The 23897-nt window shown below is 40.1% G+C and carries 22 protein-coding genes and 1 riboswitch; of the genes, 3 read left to right on the forward strand and 19 right to left on the reverse strand.

Going from position 1 to position 23897, the window contains the following annotated elements:
• Window positions 1-60: 60 nt before the first annotated feature.
• The 11 genes from F1560_RS14415 to purE form a co-directional block, all read right to left on the reverse strand.
• Window positions 61-357 (reverse strand): YerC/YecD family TrpR-related protein, encoded by a 297-nt coding sequence (locus F1560_RS14415; RefSeq protein WP_149475352.1) that lies wholly within the window; start codon window positions 355-357, stop codon window positions 61-63.
• A 22-nt stretch (window positions 358-379) separates the two neighbouring features.
• Window positions 380-1438: a DUF3048 domain-containing protein gene (locus F1560_RS14420; RefSeq protein ID WP_149475353.1), complete on the reverse strand. Its 1059-nt coding sequence runs from the start codon at window positions 1436-1438 to the stop codon at window positions 380-382.
• A gap of 42 nt (window positions 1439-1480) precedes the next feature.
• The gene (locus F1560_RS14425; protein WP_149475354.1) at window positions 1481-3220 is read right to left on the reverse strand and encodes an adenine deaminase C-terminal domain-containing protein; all 1740 of its coding nucleotides are present in this window, start codon (window positions 3218-3220) and stop codon (window positions 1481-1483) included.
• A gap of 263 nt (window positions 3221-3483) precedes the next feature.
• Window positions 3484-4728, reverse strand: a complete 1245-nt coding sequence (gene purD / locus F1560_RS14430; protein WP_149475355.1) for a phosphoribosylamine--glycine ligase — start codon at window positions 4726-4728, stop codon at window positions 3484-3486.
• Window positions 4729-4817: 89 nt separating this feature from the next.
• Complete coding sequence (purH, locus tag F1560_RS14435; RefSeq protein ID WP_149475356.1) at window positions 4818-6350, reverse strand: bifunctional phosphoribosylaminoimidazolecarboxamide formyltransferase/IMP cyclohydrolase; 1533 nt, start codon at window positions 6348-6350, stop codon at window positions 4818-4820.
• Window positions 6351-6360: 10 nt separating this feature from the next.
• Window positions 6361-6918 carry a phosphoribosylglycinamide formyltransferase gene (gene purN, locus F1560_RS14440; RefSeq protein WP_149475357.1) on the reverse strand — a complete coding sequence of 186 codons (558 nt, stop codon included), beginning with the start codon at window positions 6916-6918 and terminating at the stop codon, window positions 6361-6363.
• Window positions 6915-7934 carry a phosphoribosylformylglycinamidine cyclo-ligase gene (purM, locus tag F1560_RS14445; RefSeq protein ID WP_149475358.1) on the reverse strand — a complete coding sequence of 340 codons (1020 nt, stop codon included), beginning with the start codon at window positions 7932-7934 and terminating at the stop codon, window positions 6915-6917. Before purM ends, purN begins: the two co-directional genes overlap by 4 nt.
• A 61-nt stretch (window positions 7935-7995) precedes the next feature.
• The gene (gene purF, locus F1560_RS14450; protein WP_149475359.1) at window positions 7996-9348 is read right to left on the reverse strand and encodes an amidophosphoribosyltransferase; all 1353 of its coding nucleotides are present in this window, start codon (window positions 9346-9348) and stop codon (window positions 7996-7998) included.
• Window positions 9349-9362: 14 nt separating this feature from the next.
• Window positions 9363-11585, reverse strand: a complete 2223-nt coding sequence (purL, locus tag F1560_RS14455) for a phosphoribosylformylglycinamidine synthase subunit PurL (protein WP_149475360.1) — start codon at window positions 11583-11585, stop codon at window positions 9363-9365.
• Window positions 11586-11649: 64 nt separating this feature from the next.
• The gene (purK, locus tag F1560_RS14460) at window positions 11650-12783 is read right to left on the reverse strand and encodes a 5-(carboxyamino)imidazole ribonucleotide synthase (protein WP_149475361.1); all 1134 of its coding nucleotides are present in this window, start codon (window positions 12781-12783) and stop codon (window positions 11650-11652) included.
• Window positions 12770-13261 carry a 5-(carboxyamino)imidazole ribonucleotide mutase gene (purE, locus tag F1560_RS14465; protein ID WP_187773740.1) on the reverse strand — a complete coding sequence of 164 codons (492 nt, stop codon included), beginning with the start codon at window positions 13259-13261 and terminating at the stop codon, window positions 12770-12772. The genes purK and purE overlap by 14 nt, the downstream gene beginning before the upstream one ends.
• Window positions 13262-13403: 142 nt before the next feature.
• A riboswitch (purine riboswitch) is annotated at window positions 13404-13504 on the reverse strand.
• Between the two features lie 293 nt (window positions 13505-13797).
• Between purE and F1560_RS14470 the strand changes: the two genes are divergently transcribed.
• From F1560_RS14470 to F1560_RS14480, 3 genes are read left to right on the forward strand one after another with little or no spacing between them, the layout of a single operon-like run.
• Window positions 13798-14583 carry a hypothetical protein gene (locus F1560_RS14470; protein WP_149475363.1) on the forward strand — a complete coding sequence of 262 codons (786 nt, stop codon included), beginning with the start codon at window positions 13798-13800 and terminating at the stop codon, window positions 14581-14583.
• A gap of 3 nt (window positions 14584-14586) precedes the next feature.
• Window positions 14587-14967: a GntR family transcriptional regulator gene (locus F1560_RS14475; protein ID WP_149475364.1), complete on the forward strand. Its 381-nt coding sequence runs from the start codon at window positions 14587-14589 to the stop codon at window positions 14965-14967.
• Window positions 14964-15653 (forward strand): ABC transporter ATP-binding protein, encoded by a 690-nt coding sequence (locus F1560_RS14480; protein WP_149475365.1) that lies wholly within the window; start codon window positions 14964-14966, stop codon window positions 15651-15653. Before F1560_RS14475 ends, F1560_RS14480 begins: the two co-directional genes overlap by 4 nt.
• Before the next feature lie 118 nt (window positions 15654-15771).
• Here the strand turns inward: F1560_RS14480 and F1560_RS14485 are convergent, their stop codons facing one another.
• The 8 genes from F1560_RS14485 to F1560_RS14520 all read right to left on the reverse strand — a co-directional run bounded on the left by F1560_RS14485 (window position 15772) and on the right by F1560_RS14520 (window position 23888).
• Window positions 15772-17262: a class I adenylate-forming enzyme family protein gene (locus F1560_RS14485; protein ID WP_245347872.1), complete on the reverse strand. Its 1491-nt coding sequence runs from the start codon at window positions 17260-17262 to the stop codon at window positions 15772-15774.
• Window positions 17263-17850: 588 nt separating this feature from the next.
• Window positions 17851-18594 (reverse strand): 3-oxoacyl-ACP reductase FabG, encoded by a 744-nt coding sequence (gene fabG / locus F1560_RS14490; RefSeq protein ID WP_149475367.1) that lies wholly within the window; start codon window positions 18592-18594, stop codon window positions 17851-17853.
• Window positions 18595-19512, reverse strand: a complete 918-nt coding sequence (gene phaZ, locus F1560_RS14495; protein ID WP_149475395.1) for an intracellular short-chain-length polyhydroxyalkanoate depolymerase — start codon at window positions 19510-19512, stop codon at window positions 18595-18597. It lies immediately after the preceding gene.
• An 11-nt stretch (window positions 19513-19523) separates the two neighbouring features.
• Window positions 19524-20531 (reverse strand): 3-oxoacyl-ACP synthase, encoded by a 1008-nt coding sequence (locus F1560_RS14500; RefSeq protein WP_149475368.1) that lies wholly within the window; start codon window positions 20529-20531, stop codon window positions 19524-19526.
• Between the two features lies 1 nt (window position 20532).
• Window positions 20533-21549 (reverse strand): branched-chain amino acid ABC transporter permease, encoded by a 1017-nt coding sequence (locus tag F1560_RS14505; RefSeq protein WP_149475369.1) that lies wholly within the window; start codon window positions 21547-21549, stop codon window positions 20533-20535.
• Window positions 21550-21556: 7 nt separating this feature from the next.
• A complete protein-coding gene (locus tag F1560_RS14510; protein ID WP_149475370.1) occupies window positions 21557-22417 on the reverse strand; it encodes a branched-chain amino acid ABC transporter permease in 861 nt (286 codons plus the stop codon).
• An 11-nt stretch (window positions 22418-22428) separates the two neighbouring features.
• Window positions 22429-23136, reverse strand: coding sequence for an ABC transporter ATP-binding protein (locus F1560_RS14515; RefSeq protein ID WP_149475371.1), 708 nt, complete (start codon window positions 23134-23136; stop codon window positions 22429-22431).
• The gene (locus tag F1560_RS14520; RefSeq protein WP_149475372.1) at window positions 23136-23888 is read right to left on the reverse strand and encodes an ABC transporter ATP-binding protein; all 753 of its coding nucleotides are present in this window, start codon (window positions 23886-23888) and stop codon (window positions 23136-23138) included. Before F1560_RS14520 ends, F1560_RS14515 begins: the two co-directional genes overlap by 1 nt.
• Window positions 23889-23897: the final 9 nt, after the last annotated feature.

The raw sequence follows: 23897 nt of genomic DNA on the forward strand, positions 1-23897 counted from the left end.
ATACTTTCAATGCTATCAACAAAAGAATAGAAACCGTAACCCCTTCTAAGGGCACGGTTTCTATTCTTTTTCTTTTATTCTATCTAATACCATCAGATAGCCATCGCTACCATAATTGATACATCTTCGAACACGCGATATCGTTGCAGTTGATGCTTTCGTTTCATTTTCAATTGCACTATATGTCTTTCCCTCTGTCAGCATTTTTGCTACTTGCAGGCGCTGTGAAATAGACTGGATTTCAGACATTGTGGCAATATCATCAAAAAAGCGATAGCATTCTTCTATATTTTCCAGTGATAGGATAGCTTCGAATAGTTGATCTAACTGTTTTCCGCGTAATTTATCGATTTGCAAAGTCAAAACCCTCCTGATTATACTAGTCGTTTGATATCGTAACAGATTGCTGAATTCCAGGATTCGTTGGTACAACATTTATCCATGTCTTTCCAGGAACAAGACCAATAGGCTGGCCATCTTTCACAGGTATTATTCTTCCATCCTTGTTTTCCCATTGAATCTCCTGAACGTGACCTTTTTGAATAAGGTATCCTTCTCCACCTGATTGGAAGTCAATGGCCCTTCTGCCATCAGAATCAATTACCTCATGGGGAGTTTCAACAATAAACACATTATCGACTTGGATTGCGGAGTCCGTATTCATATCAACCGTCTGCTCTCCATTACTGGTGCGAGCATATTTCCCGCTAGCTTCGTCAAATGTGAATTCAATAGTCTCCGTATTATCGCCATACACTACTTGAACGTGTGCAGCTTTTTCACCAGCAAGACCTTCGATTTCATCTGCCGTCAGAAAGTCCAAAGGTTCGTGCGACGTTGTTGTTTCATATCCTTTCGTTGATGCTACATCATAAACAGCACCAAGCTGGAGATACGAATTATGCGGTGCTTCACGGGAGGTTTCCCTAGTAAATAAAACCCCATCATTATCATAGGTAGAACCATTCAGAAAATTAACCCCACGATTTACAATCATTTCATCAACAAACGCTGCTGCGCCATGATATACATAAATCGCTTCATATGCATCTGCAAGCTCGAAATAGTATTCTCTTGCACTTCTGACCGGCCCGACAACTTCTGGCATTTCACTTTGATATAAAGCAAGAAAGCGAGTAATCGTACCTTCTGCTAAAATTTCAAAAACGATATCTGCTTCTGATAACCCGGATTGTGGTCTTGCAGCAGCATGATTATTTACCATGACAGCAACCATTCGATTGTCTACAGGCTCATTCGTTCCAATACCCGTTAGTGGAAAAATAGCTGTATAACGTTCATCTTCCTCAGGTTGATTTTCCTTTTCATCAGGGACATTGTCCTTCTCTTGATTATCATTAACCGCTTGGTCATTCGATGAACAAGCAGCAAGTGCTAGAACAAAGACCGCTAGTGTTAACAAAAGTAATTTTTTCATTTATGTCCACACTCTCTAATTTAGTCTATGTTCTATTATATGCTATCGCATCGTTGCTGGGAAGAGAATTGTCCGATTCTTTATATCCACCAAGCCTTGTTGCGTGATCCGCAAGAACGGTAAATGTGTCGCGGATAGAAACAATATGCTATAAAATGGGTCGCTAAAAGCATAACCAAAATCTTTTAGGTAGTTCTTTAATTTTTCTTCTTCAATGATAAGATTTTCGATTGATTTCTTTGATATAAACCCTCCAAGCTGGAGAGGTATTTCTGCTAAAATTTCCCCATCATGAACAAGGACGATACCACCGCCAATTTCTTTCAAGCGTTGCCAAGAAAGTAATATATCCTTCTTGTTTTTTCCAATAAACACAATATCACCAGAAGCAGAAAAACTGCTTGCTATTGCACCTAAGTTTGGAGCAAAGCCACGAATCGTCGTATTGACTCGCCATGTACCTTGCAGGTCCATTAATAATAGAAATTGATCACCATTCGTTCCCGATAAATCATTGACGTTAATGTCTGCCTCAATACTGTACGGCTTTACGATTACATTGTTCACCATTTCTAATCCAAGTGGAACGGAAAATTGCAGATCTCCTTCATCTAAATCCCAGTCAAAGGTTGCTGGACCAATTCCATACTTATCCCAGTTAATCATCGACTCGCCTTCTTGTACTTGATGCTCTTGCACAATCCATTGTCCTTTTGCCAAGACACTCTCCGGATGTGGATTAGCTTTGTCTGTTAATATATTAATATGAGCAACACGTCCAGGTGCAATACTGCCAATCTGTTCATCCAATTGGAAGTGTTTTGCTGCATTATAGCTCGCCATGCGGTATGCCTCTTCCAGCGGGATTCCTTTTTCTATCGCAATTTCAAGGCAAACATTAATGATGCCTTTTTGCATAAATGCAGGTGTCGGACCATCCATCGTTAACATCAGATTATCAAAATTCTTTAGCCCCGATTCAAGAATTTCTTCTATAAGGATCGGTAAATCTGGTCGTATAACAGAATAACGCAATGCAGCACTATATCCGAGTCGCAAACGTCGAAGGACTTCTTCACCTGTCATCGCCTCATGGTCTGAGCTCACACCTAGCAGCTTCATTTTTGTTAATGTTTTCTCCGATGCTCCTGGTAAATGCCCTTCCACTGGCTTCCCAAGGCGTTTTGCTTCCTGAATCCAGTAGAGCAACCGGTCATTTCCAGCAAGCAGACTCGGCCACGCTGTTAATTCACCACCCTGCACCACATTTGGATGTGATAACCATGAAAGAACATCTGGAGTATTGTATAATTCCTCTTCATCATGTAAGGCCGTCTGTGAATCAAAGCGCGCCCACCAATACATGGAAACCGGTAATTTATTGAACTCTTCTATTATAGAAAACGCTTTCTTTTTATCTAACAACAAGTTCCACGTTAAGCTATCATTCACCAATGTTGTTGTGCCAAAAGTTGCTGCATGAAAAGCTAATGCTTCCGGGTTCGCTAACTGAAATGGATGTGCGTGGGGTTCAATATATCCTGGAACCAAGTATTTCCCAGTGCAGTCCACCACTTCTACATCTTTAAGCTGCTTTGGTAATTGTTCACCAACATAAATAATGCGGTCATTAAAAATCCATATATTTGCTTCTAGCCATTGTTTTGTATATACATTTAAATAGGTACTGTTTTTCAATACAAGTGTTGGTGCTACTAAGCCATCAACTACTTTCACATGCTGTCTTAGTTCACGGTTTCGCCAGTTCGACCCATTGTTCATCACATATCCCAACTCTCTGATCAAGCATTTTCTTTATTTTACCATATTTTCACTTTAATAGGGTAAATTATTTATAAATTTAAATTAACTTAATAAACTTAATAAAATTAAGAATTCGGTTATTTGTAGTTAACGGCGGATTAGGTAAGGCGAGATGAAAAAGAGCTTTTGGGGGATGGTGCTGTTTTTCCAGGATTTCGAGAGTTAGTCCTTCCATTTGGCAATGAACCACTCCCTTTCCTCAGGGAGTGGTTATGGGTTAATTAGTTGCCAATATCGGTTCTAAAGAAAAATGCTGGATGTTCTACATGCGGCTTAAGCAATTCGTAGACATCCTCCGTTGCTGCTTCTAGCGAGGTGGATGTTGCACCGACTAAGAGGACACGGCCGCCATCCGATACGATTGTGTCACCTTCAAGCTTTGTTCCTGCATGGGCAACAAACGTATTGTCTGTTACATCAAATGTTGGGATTGTTGCACCTTTTTCATAGGAGCTAGGATAGCCTTTGGACGCTACTACAACTCCTGTACACGCTTTATCCTCCCAATTTAATTCTGGATTTTTCCCATCCAATACATCGTTGAACACTTGAACAAGATCGTTTTTCAATAATGGTAGAACAACCTGTGTCTCCGGATCTCCGAATCTTGTATTAAACTCAATAACCTTGGGACCTTTTGTTGTCATAATTAATCCCGCGTATAAAATACCCGTGAAAGGACGTCCTTCTTTTATCATGCCATCTGCTGTCTTTTGCAAAATATGCTCCATCGAAAAATCCAAATGCTTCTTTGTCACATCGGCTACGGGGGCAAAAGCTCCCATTCCACCAGTATTTGGTCCCTCATCGTGGTCATAGGCACGTTTATGATCACGTGCTGTTACCATTGGATACACTTGATTTTCATGAACAAATGCCATTAAAGAAAATTCTTTACCATCTAAAAATTCCTCGATAACGACAGTAGCACCAGCATTTGCGAAAGCTTTTGAGATGAGCATATCATCCACTGCTTGCAGTGCTTCTTCTTTTGTTAGCGCAACGATAACCCCTTTACCTGCAGCTAGACCATCTGCTTTAATAACAATTGGCGCACCTTTTTCCTCTATATACGCTTTCGCCTCATTAGCTTCTGTAAATACAGCATATTCTGCCGTTGGGATATCGTATTTTTTCATAAATTCTTTTGCAAAGCTTTTACTTCCTTCAAGTAGAGCTGCTTCTTTTGTTGGAGCGAATACCCGCAATCCTTCTTCCTGAAAGCGATTAGCTATACCTTCATTTAATGGATTTTCCGGTCCAACAACTGTCAAATCAATTGCTTCTTCCTTCGCAAATGCTACAAGTCCTTCGACATCCATTTCATCGATGGCTACACATACTGCCTGCTCCTGAATCCCACCATTTCCTGGTGCTGCATAAAGCGTTGTGATTTCTTTACTTTCCGCAAGCTTCATGACGATACTATGTTCACGACCACCACGTCCGACTACTAATACTTTCAATTGGAATCCTCCTTAAATAAAGTGGAAAAGTCACCGGGACCGATGGAACAGCCTCCATTGACCTGGTGACTTTTAAACATACATTTCGTTTAATGTTTAAAATGACGCATTCCTGTATATACCATTGCGATACCATGCTCGTCACAAACATCGATAGAATCCTGGTCTCTTTTGGAACCGCCTGGCTGGATAATAGCCGTAATTCCAGCTTTTACTGCTGCTTCAACCGTATCTGGCATTGGGAAAAATGCATCAGATGCCATTACGGATCCTTCTGCCTTATCACCTGCTTGTTCGATTGCAATGTTCGCAGCACCAATTCGGTTCATTTGTCCAGCACCAACACCGATTGTCTGGTTATCCTTTGCAAGTAAGATCGCATTTGATTTCACATGTTTTACTGCTTTCCAAGCAAATAGCAAGTTTTCAAGCTCTTCTTCTGTAGGTTCACGTTTTGTTGCGACCTTCAAATCATCAACTGAGACGTTTCCATCATCACTATTTTGAATCAAGACACCGCCACTTACCGTTGTCAGTTTTTTCATCGGAGTTGTATCACTTGTCAATTCTAATTCAAGCAAACGAATATTTTTCTTTCTTGTCAAAATCTCCAATGCATCTGCACTAAATCTAGGTGCAATAACGATTTCAAGGAAAATTTCGCTTAGTTTTTCTGCAGTAGCTTGATCGATTTCTCGATTACAAGCGACGATTCCACCGAAAATAGAAATCGGGTCTGCATCATACGCACGATTGAAGGCTCCTTCCATCGTTTCAGATACACCAATTCCACAAGGATTCATATGCTTTACAGCGACTGCTGCTGGAGCTGTGTACTCTGCTAAAATTTCAAGCGCTGCATTCGCATCTTGAATATTATTATAGGATAACTCCTTACCATGTAGCTGTTTAGCTGTTGCCAGACTCGTGTTTTTATTTATTGGGTTTCGGTAAAAAGCTGCCTGCTGATGCGGATTTTCTCCGTAACGTAAATCTTGAACCTTTTCATATGTAACCGTATAGGTTTCTGGAAATTCCTCGTTTGTTTCCGACATAAAATATTGCGCAATCATGGCATCATAGTTTGCTGTATGACGGAATACTTTCGCCGCTAGCTGTTTACGTATTTCTGAATCTAGCTTGTCAGTTTGAATTGCTTGCAGCACTTTATCATAATCAGCAGGATCAACGACTACTGCTACACCTTCAAAGTTCTTTGCAGCAGAACGAAGCATAGTTGGACCACCAATATCAATATTTTCAATGATTTCTTCATTGGAAACACCTTGCTTCTCTAGTGTTTGCTTGAATGGATATAAATTCACAACAACCATATCGATTGGAGAAATATTGTTTTCTTCCATTTGTTTCATATGATCTGGGTTGGAACGTTTTCCAAGCAAGCCACCGTGAACGAGTGGATGCAATGTTTTGACACGACCATCCATGATTTCAGGAAAACCTGTTACATCATCAACAGGTTTCGCTTCAATTCCAGCATCTACGAGGGTACGAAGCGTACCACCTGTAGAAATAATTTCATAGCCTGCTTCTACAAGTCCTGTAGCAAATGCTGTAAGATTACTTTTATCTGAAACACTAATTAGTGCTCTTTTGCTCATTACTTATCCCTCACTTCGATTGTAAAAGTTGATTAATTACTTTTGGATATAATTGATGCTCCACTTGTTGGATTCGCTTCTTTAAGGATTCTTCCGTATCATCTTTAAGAATCGTTACCTTTTCCTGAACGATAATTGGACCCGTATCAATTCCTTCATCAATATAATGAACGGTAACTCCAGTTGTTCCTACCCCTGCACGAAACGCCTGGCCAATTGCATCAACCCCAGGAAATGCTGGTAATAGGGATGGGTGGATATTTAAGATCCTTCCTTCATAACTTCGCAGTAGCGTAGGTCCAGCGATTCGCATATAGCCCGCAAGGAAAATCCACGAAATCCCACTTTCTTCTAATTTGTCGATAATAACCTTTTCGTAGGTTGCCTTATCTGGAGCATCGAATACGAAGGTGGGAACACCGTACTTCTCAGCCTTCGCTATCACACTCGCACCGGCTTTATCACATACAAGTAATGCAATTTCACAGGCGAGATGTTTTGTTTCCATGATTGCCTCAAAATTACTTCCTGTCCCAGAGGCAAACACCGCTGCTTTTAACTTGCTCATGATGAGAATTGCACTCCTTCGCTTTCTGTAACACGTCCGATTACGTTAGCTTCCTCTCCATTTTCTTTTAAAATGGAAAGTGTACGTTCAACATCTTTTTCCTCCACGACAACAGCCATACCGATTCCCATATTAAAAACACCGTACATATCTTTTTCTGGGATGCTTCCTTTTTCTTGTAAAAAGGTGAAAATTTCAGGAACGTTCCAGCTGCTCTTATCTAGTTCCACGCCTAACCCTTGTGGCATCATTCGCGGGAAGTTTTCATAAAACCCTCCACCAGTAATATGGGAGATCCCTTTTACCGTTACTTCTTTTAGCACAGATGCTACAGGCTTTGCATATATTTTCGTTGGTGTCATGACCGTTTCACCGAGACTAGCAGACAGCCCTTCGTATGTTTCATCTAAATCGAGATTTTCAATGACTTTCCGTACAAGAGAGTAGCCATTGGAATGAATACCACTTGAGGCTAAACCAATAACAACATCACCAGCTTCGATTGCTTCCCCCGTAATGAGTTTTGATTTTTCTGCAATTCCAACAACAAAGCCTGCAAGGTCATATTCATTTGCTTCATACATTCCAGGCATTTCTGCTGTTTCCCCGCCAATAAGTGCAGCTCCTGCAGCAACACAGCCATCCGAAATTCCAGCAACAATTTGTTCAATCATCGCAGGATTATTTTTCCCACAAGCGATGTAATCAAGGAAAAATAAGGGTTGTGCACCTTGAGCAACAATATCATTGGCACACATAGCGACAAGATCAATTCCAACTGAATCATGCTTGTTCAATTCGAAAGCTAGCTTCAATTTTGTACCAACACCGTCTGTACCAGAGACCATCACAGGCTCTTTATACGTAAAACCAGAAAGATCAAATAGTCCTGCAAATGAACCGATTCCGCCAAGCACTTCTGGACGTTTCGTTTTTGCAATATGCTTTTTCATTCGCTCAACAGCTTCATAGCCCTTCTCCACGTCTACTCCAGCTTGTTTATATACATCTGACATGAATACACACCCTTTTTACATTAATCATACATTTTTAAACACGCATTTTAAGTGGAACGATCTACTCGCCCGAAACTGTCACAGGATACTTACCGGTCATACATGCACTACAAATCCCTTGATGAATGGTCTTATCCCTTACAATCGCCTTTTCCATTCCTTCTACAGACAGATAGGCTAAACTGTCTGCACCAATCATTTCACATAATGCGTCAAGGGAGTTATTTGCAGCAATCAATTCTTTTTTCGTTGACATATCGATTCCGTAAAAACAAGGATTTTCAATTGGTGGTGAAGCAATTCGAACGTGTACTTCAACAGCACCTGCTTCCCTTAAAAGACGAACGATTCGTTTACACGTTGTTCCCCTGACAATAGAATCATCAATCATAACCACTCTTTTTCCTTCAACAATTCCACGAACAGGGGAGAGCTTCATCTTCACCCCTTGTTCACGTAATTCCTGGGAAGGTTGAATAAATGTCCGTCCAATATAACGGTTTTTAATGATTCCCATTTCATATGGGAGCCCACTTTGTTCTGCATAACCGATGGCTGCGGATATGCTGGAGTCAGGAACACCCGTTACAACATCTGCTTCTACAGGCGATTCCTTCGCTAGTTCTTTGCCCATCTTTTTCCGTGATGCATGAACATTGACATGATTTAAGTCACTATCTGGTCTTGATAAATAGACGTACTCCATCGCACATAATTTGCGTTGCTCTCGCATTGCAAACCGTATTGATTTGAGTCCCTCTTCACTAATAACAATCAACTCGCCTGGAAGTACTTCACGTTCGAAGGTTGCCCCAACAAGGTCAAATGCGCTTGTTTCGGAAGCAACTACGTACGCCTCTCCTATTTTCCCAATGGATAATGGACGTATACCGTGCGGATCTGTCGTAACATACATTTTGTCTTCCTTCAAAATGATAAACGTATAAGCTCCAGCTATTTTTTGCAGTGCTTCAACAATTGCATCCTCTGTATTTGCCTGCGTGCTACGTTTAATTAGATGTGCAAGTACTTCTGTATCTGTAGATGTTTGTAAAATACTACCTGAATCCTCTAGTTCGCGACGAAGCGCATGTGCATTCATGATATTTCCACTGTGTGCAAATGCGATACTCGTTGTTTGTGAGCGAAATAACAATGGTTGTACACTATCAACTTCCGTCCCTTTATCTCCCAGTGTCGAATAGCGTACATGACCAATTGCAGCACGACCTTGAAGCTCTTTAAAGTTGGCATGCTTGAACACGTCGTTCACTAATCCTAAGCCTTTATGAAGCTTTAACGTTTCACCATCACTTACAACAATACCGGTACCTTCCTGCCCTCTGTGCTGTTGTGCATGTAATCCATAATATGTTAGTTCTGCTGCCTTTTCGTGACCCCAAATCCCAAACATTCGTCATTCCTCTTTTATGCTTCTGATTTCAATAAATTAGGAATAGCTTCTTTCCATAATTTATTGATTTGTTCAACATGTTCATCAATAATCTGTTGATCTTCCACATTCACCGTTAACTTTTCGTTATCTGTCACAACACCAATTTGCGTTGCTTGATCAACTAACTGTTCAAATCGTGCTTTGTTTTCATTTTTTACGGTTACGATAAATCGTGATTGTGATTCACTAAATAATGCAGTTGTAGGATCGCCTGTTAGCTCCACTTTGGCTCCTAATCCTTTTTCATTAAAAACACTTTCAGCTAGTGCTACACCAAGGCCGCCTTCTGACAAATCATGTGCAGATTCAACGAGCCCTTGTCCAATTGCTTCTAACAATTGTTTTTGACGTTTTGCTTCAACCTCTAAATTGATCACTGGTGCTTTTCCAGAGTAGCTGCCTTCGAGAATATTCTGTAATTCACTGCCCCCAAATTCCGCAGAAGTTTCACCGATTAAATAAATCGCATCATCAGCCTGCTGGAAGTGGTTTGGTGTCAAATCGTTTGTTGTTTCTAACAGTCCTACCATTCCGATAATCGGTGTTGGCATGATTGCTTCTCCCTCTGACTGATTGTACATGGATACATTTCCACTAATAACCGGCGTTCCAAGTGCAAGACAAGCCTCGCTGATTCCGTCAATGCTTTTTTCCATTTGCCAATACACTTCTGGGTTTGTCGGATTACCATAGTTCAAGCCATCTGTTATCGCTAAAGGTTTTGCCCCAGAACTTACGATATTACGTGCTGCTTCGGCAACTGCAATCTTCCCGCCAACCTCAGGGTCTAAATAGATGTATCGAGAATTACAGTCAGTTGTAATCGCAATTGCTTTATCCGTACCTTCAATTCGAACAATCGCTGCGTCAGCTCCAGGTCCTGCAATTGTGTTAGACTGTGCTTCCGTATCAAATTGCTTATATGCCCATTCCTTACTCGCAATCGTTGGTTGCTGCAATAATTTCCTTAGCATTTCTTGATGGTTTTCTACCGCTGGCACACTGTTTTCCATTGCTTTAAATTCCTTGAAATATGCAGCTTCTCTTGTTGGTAAATTATAGACTGGTGCATCCTCTGTTAGCGCATCAACTGGAATCTCTGCCCATACTTGTCCATGCTGTTTAATACGGAATAACTGTTCTTCAATAACCTCACCAATTGCTACTGCTTCTACATCATGTTTCTTAAAAACATCAAGGATTTCTTGTTCTTGTCCTTTTTTAACAACGAGTAACATACGCTCCTGGGACTCAGAAAGCATGATTTCATAAGCATCCATGTTATCTTCACGCTGTGGTACGAGATCAAGGTTCATTTCAATTCCAGTACCCGCTTTACTTGCCATTTCACTTGCAGAAGATGTTAAACCAGCTGCACCCATATCTTGAATTCCAACTAACGCTTCGGAATGAATCACTTCAAGGCAAGCGTCAATTAATTTCTTTCCGATATGAGGATCACCAATTGCCACTGCTGATGTATTATCTTTATCTCCTTCAACGACATCTGATGAAAATGTTGCTCCATGAATGCCGTCTCTTCCCGTTGATCCACCAGCATAAATAACTGTATTACCTACACCAGCTGCAATTCCTTTTTGCACATCGTCATGATTTACAAGACCGACAACCATTGCATTGACAAGCGGGTTTTCTTTGTAGCTTTCATCGAATTGAACTTCTCCACCAACTGTTGGTACACCAATCACATTTCCATAACTAGCAATTCCACGGATAGCTTCTGCAAATAACCATCCTGTACGTTCTGACGTTAAGTTACCGAATCTTAATGAGTTCATTGCAGCAATTGGCTTTGCCCCCATGGAAAACACATCACGAACAATACCACCAACACCTGTAGCAGAACCCTCGAATGGTTCTACAGCAGAAGGACTATTGTGACTTTCAATTTTAAATACGACTGCCTGGTTATCGCCAATATCTACAACCCCAGCACCTTCACCAGGCCCTTGGAGAACATGCTCTCCTTTTGTTGGGAATTTACGCAATAACGGTTTTGACGACTTATAGCTACAATGTTCTGACCACATAACGGAAAAAATACTTGTTTCCGTATAGTTTGGATGGCGATTCATTTTTTCTTTGATCAGCTTGTATTCTTCGTCACTTAAGCCCAATTCTTTATATAATTGCTCTGCTTCAATTTGTTCAGGATTGATATTTTTAATGTCCATGCTTTGTTCCCTCCATCTATTTCTTTTCTGTCGTTGTAGATTTTTTTGCCTTTTACTAGTTCGTTCATCCATTTATGAACGCGTTAAATGCTTCAATCTGTTTTTGGACGGTTTCTTCCTTTTCTGCAATAAAAGTTATATGTCCCATTTTTCGCTTTTCTTTAGGCTCAGCTTTGCCATATAAATGAACAAAACCATCTTCTGCCTGTGGCAATGCCTTCAATACGCCGTCCATGTCCTCACCTAAAATATTGATCATTACTGCTTTGTTCAGTAATTCAATATCTACTAACGGAAGCCCACAAATTGCACGAACATGCTGGGAAAATTGCGAAATATTACAAGCTTCAATCGTATAATGTCCAGAATTATGTGGTCTTGGAGCCATTTCATTTAAGAAAATACGATTACCTTGCACAAACATTTCAATCGCAAATGTTCCGACAATCTTCATTTGATCAGCAAGGATTTTAGCAGCTTCATACGCCTTATCCTGAATAATCGGACTAATAGTTGCTGGAACGGTTGTTTGATACAAAATATGATCACGATGCTCGTTTTCCGCAATAGGAAAGATGGTTATTTTTCCATTTTGTGACCTTGTAAAAACAACGGAAATTTCCTTATCAAACGTTATCCATTGCTCAATAATGCAATAGCCGTGTTCCTCTGCAAATTGTGCAGCTTGCTCTGTATCTTCAATTGAATTTAATTTAATTTGTCCTTTGCCGTCGTAGCCACCACGGCATGTTTTTATCACTGCTGGAAATGTAAACGCACGTAATGCTTCTCTGCATTCCTCTGCATTTGCCACGATTGCGAACTCCGGAATGGGCAGATTCATTTCCTGCATTAAGCTTTTTTCTTTTTCACGATTTTGTGTAACTTCAAGCGCATAGGCACCTTGTGGCAGTTTGCCTTGTTTTTCAATATAGGCTGCTGCTGTCAGGTCAACATTTTCAAACTCATATGTGATAACATCACTAATTTCTGTTAGCTCTTTAATTGCGTTCATATCATCGTAAGCAGCAGTAATCTGAATATCAGCCACTTGAGCTGTTGGACAATTCGGTGTGGGATCAAGCACGGCTACTTTATATCCCATGTATCTAGCAGCGATTGCCATCATTCTCCCGAGTTGTCCACCACCGATGATTCCAATTGTATGTGGCGGAAGTAAGGTTTTATTTTTCTGCAAGATCTTCCCTCATTTCCGATACGTTCTTTTTCATTGTTTCACGATAGTTCTCTAGATTTTTAGCAATCTCTTCATCAAACGTACCTATGATTTGCGCAGCTAGAATACCTGCATTCGTTGCTCCAGCCTTGCCAATTGCTACCGTTGCTGTTGGAACACCACCAGGCATTTGTACAATGGACAAAAGGGAGTCAAGTCCATTCAATGCTTTACTCTGGACAGGCACACCAATGACTGGCAATGTCGTTTGGGATGCAACCATCCCTGGAAGATGTGCGGCTCCGCCAGCTCCTGCAATAATTACCTTTAAACCACGTTCACGAGCCGTTTTTGCATACGTAAACATATCATCTGGTGTACGATGCGCAGAAATAACATCCTTTTCATATGGGACATTCAATACTTCTAGAATGTTACACGCATGTTCCATCGTGTCCCAGTCTGAGATACTTCCCATAATTACGCCTACCTGAGTCATCAAATCCCTCTTTCTATCACGAAGTCATTTTAAACATTCAAAAATTAGCATCTAAAAAAGTCTACTCGTCTCCCTCAAAATGAGAGAAGATGAATAGACTTTCAATCCTTCGAAACACATAAAACAGATCATTGTTCTTACACAACGATTCATCTTCCCTCATAGTCCAGCTTTTACGGTGCTGGGTAGAAACTTCTGAGCCATATTCTCAGGAAATATATGAGGAACTCTATTTATTTGTCGGCTTAAGCATAACAAAACAAGTATAAAAAATCAACTGAATTTCGTACGATGTTTTATTAAATATGATTAACGTACGGATTTTACCGATTAACTTCTTATATTTATACGAATATAAGAATTAGATTAATTAAGGAGTCTATGATTAGCACTATAAAATTTTCATTTTCCTTTATCTAGATTGCGCCAAAAGCTGCATCATAACCTTAATATTTCCAAAAATTATTGACAACCAACAATGTATTAGTGTACTATTTAAATAGTACACTAATACATTGTTTTTAGGAGGATGAAAAATGAATGCATGGTTGTCGTTAACAAAGAAGGAATTTCAGCTTGGTCTGCCAGCTTTTCTCATTGTTTTAATTCTATATGCAGGTATTTTAAGTGGAGGATATTTTATTGGTAATTCTGTCGGTTATACAGAAGGTTTGCTATCGGTGGCATTGGGATTTGTCGTAACACTTCATATCTTTTTTCTGCCATTTTATTTGTACTACAGCTTAAGTGCTGAAAGAAAAAGACTACACTTATGGCTGCACACGCCGATGTCGATTGCAGGATTGCTTTCTTCCAAAATAGTTACAGGTATCATTTTTATGATAACCACCTTTGCCGTATTCGTTATTGGTTCAACAAATTTTTTCCTTCATTCATTGGATTTTTTCAACCAGGAAACAATCTTTAATTTGATAGGATCAATTACTGTTTTTGTGTTTACATTAGGGCTCTTTATCGCAGCTACCTTCCTATTTTTCTGGTCCATTTTCTTGACCTTTAGTCAGCTGATGAATGACTTTATCAGCTTCATTCTAACGTTTATTCTTTTCTTATTCTTATCCTGGATTTATGGGACTGTGATGGAACTGTCCTTCATGCAAACATTAACAAATTGGGGAAGTATTCAGCTAAATGATATTATCGTTGGCTTTGAATTTGATTACTTCGAAAACGCGTTTGAAGCGCAAACGATGAGCGAATCATCTATCTTCTATATCGGAAATTTTGTTCGGGATATTGTTGTTGCAGCCATTATGTTTATTGCTGCTTGCTGGATTATCGAGAAAAAAGTTGAGGTGTAAGTGATGGCAGACATATTCCATTCATCCCAGCCTATTTACCAGCAGCTTGCGGAACGAATGAAAAAACAAATTATAAGAGGGGAACTGGCCCCAGGTGATAAGCTCCCTTCTGTAAGAGAAACTGGAATTGAAGTGAGTGTTAATCCAAATACAGTACAACGCACTTATCGGGAGTTGGAATCAATGCATATCGTAGAATCTAGACGTGGGCAAGGAACCTTTGTAACAGAGAATGAAGAGGTCCTCGAATCCATCCGTGAGGAAATGAAAACAGAAGTGATGTCGACCTTTTTTAAAGGAATGCATGAAATGGGTTATACAAACGAGGAAATCAAGCATGGCTTAATCGAATTTTTAAATGAGAAGGGAGAGCAAGATGCATGATTACATTAACAGATGTCTCGAAAAGATATGGAACGAAAAAGGCATTAGATCATGTTAATTTAGAGCTGACAACAGGGAAATTAATCGGTCTAGTCGGTGAGAACGGTAGTGGAAAATCAACAACCTTGAAACTAATTGCCGGGCTTAACTACCCAACAAATGGGGAAGTTAGAGTCGATGGAGAAAAAGTTACCCGCAGAATTGCGGATTCCGTATCATATTTATCTGAGCTCGATGAATATTATCGATTTTTCACCGTGAAAAAATCAATTGAGTTTCAAGCTAGTCAGTTTAAGGATTTTGATAAGGAAAAGGCTTATGACATTTTAAAATTTATGAAGCTCGATCCGAATGATAAGTTAAAGCAGCTCTCAAAGGGAAATCGGGGCCGCCTAAAAATTGTACTCTCCCTTGCGCGTAATGTTCCAGTGATTTTGATGGATGAACCCTTCTCCGGTCTTGATCCAATGGTTCGTAATTCAATTGTAAAAGGGTTGATTTCCTTCATTGATCTTGAAAAGCAGCTTGTTCTAATTACGACGCATGAAATCAGAGAGGTCGAAAATATTCTCGATGAAGTTGTGGCGATTAAAGCAGGTTCGATTATCGGGCATCATAATGTAGAAGAACTTCGTGAACAGAAGCAAATGAGCATTGTTGATTGGATGACAGAGGTTTATGAGTAGTAGAATACTAACCTATAGTTGATAATATGTCCCCGTAAATGAGCATTCATTGCTCTTTATTTACGGGGACTTGGACTTGTATATGTAAATTCATCACATAAATAACGCACAATTTCAATTAAGAAATTGTGCTATCGGTATTACTGTATCGAGCTTTTAATGTGTTTTTATCCACTTTTCCAACAGCCGTTTTCGGCAACTCACTTACAAAGAAAAACCGCTTCGGAACTTTATACCGCGTTAATTGTTGCTTACAATAGTCTTCCAATTCCTCTGCAGTTAATACCATCTTCGTTACGACAAATGCCGCAACAGCTTCTCCCCATTTTTCATCTGGCAATCCAATTACTGCTGCCTCATCGATAGCAGGATGAGCCTCGAGCCAATGCTCTATTTCTAATGGATAAACATTTTCTCCACCTGTAATTATCATGTCTTTTTTTCTCCCAACAATATAAACATAGCCATCTGCATCCTGCCTTGCAAGATCGCCAGTTCGGACCCAACCATCTACCAACGTTGCATTTGTTTCTTCAGGTCTATTCCAATAATACAAAAAGGCATGATTTCCGCGAACGTATAACTCTCCCACTTCATCTACAGGTGCGATGGCTCCCTCACCTATCATAATTTTGATATCATTAAAAAGCATTGGCTTACCTACAGACCCTAATCGATGCATTGTTTCATTTGGATCGATGTAAAAATTATTCGGACCCGCCTCTGTCAATCCATAGCCTTCTTTAAAAGCAATACCTTTTTTTGAAAATGCCTCGTAAACTTTATATGGACACGGCGCACCACCAGAAACAAACACATTCATATCAGGAAAAGTTGCTGTTTTAAATGCTTCTGTACCAATAAGCATGTGATACATCGTTGGAACAAATAAAACGATGGTACATTTATACTCTAGTAAATCCGCTACGACACTGTTCGCATCAAACTCAGCTGTCAGAACTACTTTTCCACCTATTAATAATAATGGTAAGGATAATACATTGAGACCACCGGTATGAAACATTGGTAAACAGGTAAGGGTTGTATCCTCCTTATTCAATCCCCAGCTGACAATTGTATTAAAAGCATTCCATAAAATCGATTTATGGGATAAAACAACCCCCTTTGGACGCCCGGTAGTTCCACCAGTATAGATCATGGCTAGTGGATCTTCCTCATGCAAACTTTCATCAAAGCTAGCTTTTTGATCGTATAACTCGTCGATATAATTATTCGTATCAATAGCAATATACGTTGCATTCGTTTCAACACCATCTAGATTCGGCTTGAATTTTCGATTCACACCAATAAGCTGTGGATCACAATCATTTAAACAATAATACAATTCAGCTTTTGCAAGTCGCCAATTTAACGGGACGAAGATCGCACCAATTTTCATAGAAGCAAAGAAAAAATCAAAATAACTAATATGATTCGGAGCTAGAATGGCAACTCGGTCACCTTTTCGTACTCCCTTCGTATAGAAGATACTTGCGACCTTTATTACACGCTCATGTAGCTCTTCGTATGTCCATGATTCCTTTGTTTCTGAATCAATAATCGCAATTTCCTTCGGTGTTAATTGCACACGGCTCTCAAACCAATTCATATCATATAGCACCCTCGCCACCCCTTGCCCAACTAAGTAATTACGTTCAGTATAAATCGAACTAGTTACAAGGTAGTTACAGCGGGTTCTCTAATAATGTGTTTGTAAAAACGCTCTGACTTTCTTAGAGTTACTTGGACAATGTATTTCGGAAAAGATTCCTAGTATTGTAGAGAAAATATAAAGTGCGAACTAATGTAAAATGATGGATTGTGTGTGAACTCGCAACGGAACACACTACTTATTGGCTATTGCTAACATCGTTTATCGAAACATAATTGCTGCTCTAACCAGTCCGGGTGAGCGAAGGGCGGTGACTCCTGCGGGAACAGCACGTTTCTGAAGACTCACCGGAAGCGGTTTTCTTCCGGAGAGGCTGAGGACGTGCCCGCGGAAAGCATCCGCCCGGAGCGAACCCGGACGGCGATAGTTGCTCATACCACAGCAGTTAGTTTACAGTTTCCTTCAACTACAATTACAAAGACATTAACGATAAGGCATCGGTATGTCCAATTCGTTGAGAATAGCATACCCAAACAAAAACAGGTGATTCACAAGTCTACAAGACTGTAAATCACCTGTTTTCAATTACATCATAATTCCGCCATCGACATGTAATGCATGTCCATTTACGTAATCCGATTCGTCTGATGCGAGGAACAGATACGCGTTGGCAATGTCTCTTGGTCTTCCGAGGCGCTGTTGTGGTATTTGGGCTTTCATTTGCTCAATCACTTTATCTGGTACTTCCTCAACCATGCTCGTCTCGGTAAAGCCAGGAACGACTGCGTTTACGTTAATCCCTTTACGCCCAAGCTCCTTTGCCCAAGTCTTCGTCATTCCTATTATCCCAGCCTTAGCTGCAGCATAATTCGTTTGTCCAACATTGCCATATGCTCCGGATACCGAGGATGTACTAATAATTTTTCCTTTTCCTTGCTCAATCAACGCTGGAAGAACTGCCTTCGTACAGTTAAAAACACCAGTTAAATTTACATCAATTACTTGCTGGAACTGATCTGCTGACATTTTGGATAGCATCGCATCTCTCGTTATCCCAGCATTGTTAATTAAAATATCAATTCTGCCAAATTCACTTTTGGCACGATCAGCCATTGTCTTTGCACTTTCCCAATCTGATACGTTCACTGGAATAAACTTAGATTCGACCCCTTCAGCAGCAAGCTCTTGCTCCCGTTTCTCACCAACTTTATGGTCAAAATCTGCAAGTACAACCTTTGCTCCTTCTCTAGCGAATACTCGGACAGCCTCCAGTCCAATCCCATTTGCTGCCCCTGTTATAATCGCAACCTTCCCCTCGAGTCTCCCCATCTATAAAACTCCTTTATTTGTAGTCGATCTAGAAAAGAAGCCTTCCATTGCTTCTAAAAGCTGCTCAAGATCATCTATTTGCGGGGAATGTCCACAATTTTTTAACTCCTTATGAACCGCTTTCCCACCAAAATCTGCAATTAATTCATCTGTCATATCCTTTGTGACAACCATATCTGTTTCACCCCATGCAATCATGACAGGTATATCAATATCCTTCACTTGATTCGTTCCTGCAACAAGTCCGTTATGAACATCACTCACATTAAATATACTAAGTGCTTGATAACATTCTGCCAGATTCCGTTGCGTCGTCATATCCTCCAAGTACTTTTGATAGCGCTCTGGGTCAGGCTTGTTATTGACATAGATAACCATATCCCACATTTGCTTAAGAAAATCATAATTCAACGTATCATACGCTGTTTGTACGATTTTCGCCTTATCATCGTCTCGAACCTCTTCCAAGGTGCGCAGACGATTTGTTGTGTCTGGAAGTCCATCTTCTCCAATTGGATAGTAAGCATAACCCCTAGATGAACCCGAGGCTAGTAAGAATAGTCGATCACAATAGCCTGGATAGTCTGCACAGAATTGCTGACAAACCGTTCCACCAAGAGACCAGCCAGCTAGTGCAAAACCCTTCAATTCTAATTCATCTACAAACAGCTTCAAGTCATCCGAAAAATCTTTAATTTCGGTTATTGGTTGATGATAACTGGACTTTCCAAATCCTCGTAAATCAATTGCATACACCTTGTAATTGGACGCTAGATTTTCGATAACTACATCCCAATGGACCGACGATGTCATATTCCCATGAACAAGTAAAACAACATCCTCTCCACCAGCTCTTTCCTGGTATGCAATTTCCTCACCGTTTTCTAGTAAAACTTTTTTCACTTCAATCGTTGACATTTTACTCACCTCTATTTTCCCCAATTTATAATGGTTGCACCCCATGCATAGCCAATACCCGCAGACACAAAGACAACAATAGATCCATCCTTCAACTTGCCCTGTCGTTCAGCAAGCTCTAACGAAATGATTTGATCCATCTGACCAATGTGTCCATAATTCTCCAAATAGATCGATTTGTCCAGTGGAACTCCAAGCTGATCTAAGACATATGTATGTGCAGATCGCTTCATATGAAGCATCGCAACATAGTCAATGTCTTCTTTACGATAGCCACTTTTACACAATGCCTTCTCGATACAAGCGATAAAATTAACCATTGATTTTTCTTCTAATCGTTGCTTCATACCAAGCGGGTCTGGCACATCAAATTGATAAAGACCCGCTTCTAACGCTTCTTTTGTCATTGGGTTCTTCGTTCCACCAGCTGTAACAAGTACATCCTCGGAAAATGCCCCATCTGTCATCAAGTGTGTCTCGAGCAGTTGATTTTCCGCACTGTCTTTTTGCAAGATAATTGCTCCACCGCCAGCACCTAGATTAAACATAAATTTTGTGTTGGGATTCTCATAGTTTATCAGATCACCATTTCGATAACCTCCAGCAAGCAGTACGGTTTGAATGCTATCATCTGCTATCATCATATCTTTCGCAACCTTTAATCCCATTACTGTCGTTCCACATCGTAATGCCGTGTCAAAAGCCCATGCATTCACCGCACCAATCTCATGCTGCAATTTAATTCCAGCTGTCCAAACCGGGTATTCCTTATATTCTTCTCCAATATAGATGACAAGATCGATCTCCCTTGGGTCGATTCCTGCTTTTCCGATTGCAGTCTTTGCAGCACAAATTCCCATTTCGACGGTATGATCTGCAACACCTGGAATCGGCTTTTCCTTGATCCCCATTTTATCTTCGACAATCTCCAGTGGAAGTCCTGCTCGCGCGGCGATTTCGTTTGATGTTATTCTTTTTTCTGGAATATAGACACCCGTACTTAAAATCCCTATCTGCATTTCACGAAGCCCTCCTTCCCTTTTTTTCATTCGCTTTTCGGTTATCACGTAGACCTCTTAATGGACGATTTGTAAACTTTGATTGAATCGTTCCAACGATACCGAGCGGAAAGAAAATTACAACTAAAATATAGATGGTTCCATAAAGGATGATCCAACGCTCGAATATCCAATGTACATCCGCTAAACCAGATAACCAATGATGCGCAAACTCCACCAATCCAGCACCTAATATTGGACCGACTAGCGTTCCAACGCCGCCAATAATTGTCATCAAAAGAACATCAATCGTGAGGTCTGTCGCAAACACACCTGTATTTACAAAACGAAGCGAAAGTGCATACAAAACGCCAGCAAAGCTAGCTACTACCCCAGCTACGACACTCGCAATAACCTTATAATGAACAACCTTGTACCCTAAAGACTCCGTACGGTTTTCATTCTCTCGAATAGACATTAGCACTCTTCCAAACGGTGATTTTGTAAAGCGTCTAAGCCCAAAGAAGATAAGAACTAAAGATACTAAGCAGAGCATATACATATTCTGTGAATCACGGAATATTTCTGGAAGCCTAAACGTAAATCCATCATTTCCTCCTGTTAAAGATCGCCATTTTTCAGCTGCAACTAAAAACAAGCCAGCAAGTGCCAATGTGAGCATCGCATAAAAATGTTTCTTTAGCCGTAACGTTAAAACACCGACAATGAAACTGACAATTGATGCGAGAATCACTGCGATAACGACGCCTAATAGAAAAGATCCAATGGTTGAATCCAGCCGACTCATTACAATTGCCGTCGAATATGCGCCAATACCAAAGAACATCACATGACCAAAGGAAATAATTCCTGTAAATCCAAGTAAAATATCATAACTCATTGCAAAAATAGCAAAGATAAATATCTGGATGAAGATAAATTGCATGCTTCTCCCTGTAACAATAAATGGCACAAGTAACAATAATAAACTAGCGGCTAAATAGATCCAGGTACTTTTGTCTACATGACGTAAATTCATGAGTCCATCACTCCTTCACCTGAAACAAACCTTGTGGTCTGAATATGAGTACAATTACCATCAATAACATATTCACTGCTAACGAAAGCGCCGGAACATAATAAGCCATAAATGCTTGTGCTAATCCAACTAAAATCGCTGCAAATAATGACCCTGAAAAGCTACCCATCCCACCGATGACGACAACAATAAATGCTAAAATTGAAAATTCCAATCCCATTTCTGCGTAAATTACACCCGAATAGATAGAATGGAACACACCACTTAATGCAGCTAATCCCGCTCCAACCATAAATACAAGCATAAATACGAGCTTAATATTAATACCAAGTGATTGAACCATTTCTTTATCCATAACACCCGCACGAACGATTAAACCGATGCGGGACTTCTTTAAAATAATCGTCGCTAGAATGAAGATTAGTAGACCAATTACAATGATAAACAGTCGATACTTAATCAGAACGATATCACCAATCATAAAACTTCCCGCTAAATATTCAGGAGGGAAAACAGCCTTTTGATCTGGCCCGAACACTACTTTTATCATTTCTTGCAACACCAGCATAAAACCGAGTGTAATCAATATTTGTTGAATATGATTTCCGTATACCGGCCGAACGATCAGTCTTTCCGTTACAAGACCAAGAAGTAAACCGATGATAATCCCAGCTATAATCCCTAAAATAAAACTATTGCTCATTTGATAAACCCAAACCCCTGTATAAGCACCCCAAATAAACAAGCCACCATGAGCAAAGTTCAACACGCTCATTAATCCAAATATAAGTGTTAACCCGGCTGCAAGGAGGAATATTAGCATGCCCGTCGCAAGCCCATTGATGACTAAGCTTATAATTAAATCCACTCCAATCCCTCCTATGAAATACCTAGGTATTTTTTCATTGTTATCTTATCTTCTTTCAATTCATCCATTTTTCCATGATGAACGGTAACCCCGTCATCAATAATGTAAAAACGATTGCCGATTTTACTTGCCATCATAAAGTTTTGTTCCACCAATACAATCGTCGTTTGCTCTTTCATTTGTTGAATTGACTCTGTCACCTTATCAACAATAATTGGGGCAAGCCCCTTACTCGGTTCATCGATCAGTAACAGGTCATTTTTATTGACATAAGCCCTGGCAATAGCAAGCATTTGTTTTTGCCCACCACTTAATTGGCCGCCTTCTTTCTTCCAATACTTCTTTAAGTCTGGAAAGAGTTCAAGTACCCATTCCATACGCTTCATCGTTTCTTCATCTTCTTTTTTCATTGCCACGCGCATATTTTCCCCTACCGTTAGTCCATTAAAAATCCCTTGATCTTCCGGTACATAACCAATTCCTTTGTTTGCGATTTGATGGGTAGTTCGATTTGCAATCGCTTCACCTTTAAAACTTACTGTCCCTTTCGACACTTGATTCAATCCCATAATGGTACGTAATGTTGTTGTTTTCCCAGCACCATTTCTTCCAAGTAAAACGGTGACCTCACCCTTTGGAACTTCAAACGAAATATCATGTAAAATATGATAGTGCTGAATAAATGCTTCCACTTGTTTTAGTACAAGTAAGCCTTCCATTACACACCACCTCCTAAATAGGCGGATTGAACGGTTTCATTCTCCACAATTTCATGTGGTGAACCTTTTGCAATTAATTCCCCATGAAATAAAACGAGTACCTCATCTGATAATCCCATAATCATATCCATTTTGTGCTCAATGAGGACGATTGTCCGATTCCCTTGTTGTTTAATTTTTTTAATGACATCAATGATTGCTGGAACTTCCTCTAAAGACATCCCTGCTGTTGGCTCATCTAGGAGTAGAATCTCTGTCTCCAAAGCTAATAACATGGCAATCTCCAGCTTGCGTTTTTCTCCATGTGCCAAATTTACGGCAATCGACTTTGCTTTTTCCTTCAAAAAAACTACTTCCAGCAACTCATATGCCTTCTCTTCAAATTGCTTATAATGTAAATAATGAGAAAGCATCCGGTATCGAACCTTCGCTTGAGATTGAACAGCCAAGCGAACGTTTTCTAAAACGGTTAGTTTCGGAAAAACATTCGTAATCTGAAACGATCTCCCAATCCCCATACGCGTGCGTTCGGTTGTAGTAAGCTTCGTTATGTCTTGATTTTTGAAATAGATGGAACCATTTGTAGGTGGGAGCTGTCCGCTAAGTAGATTAAAGAAAGTGGTTTTACCTGCTCCATTTGGTCCGATAATTGAGGTGAACTTTTTCTCTGTAATTTGTACTGAAACACGATCCACAGCTACATGCCCACCGAATGCAATTGACAAATCCTTTGTTTCCAAAATTGCTGTCAATTTCCTTCC

It is taken from the genome of Oceanobacillus polygoni, from assembly GCF_008304605.1.
GTDB lineage: Bacteria > Bacillota > Bacilli > Bacillales > Amphibacillaceae > Oceanobacillus > Oceanobacillus polygoni.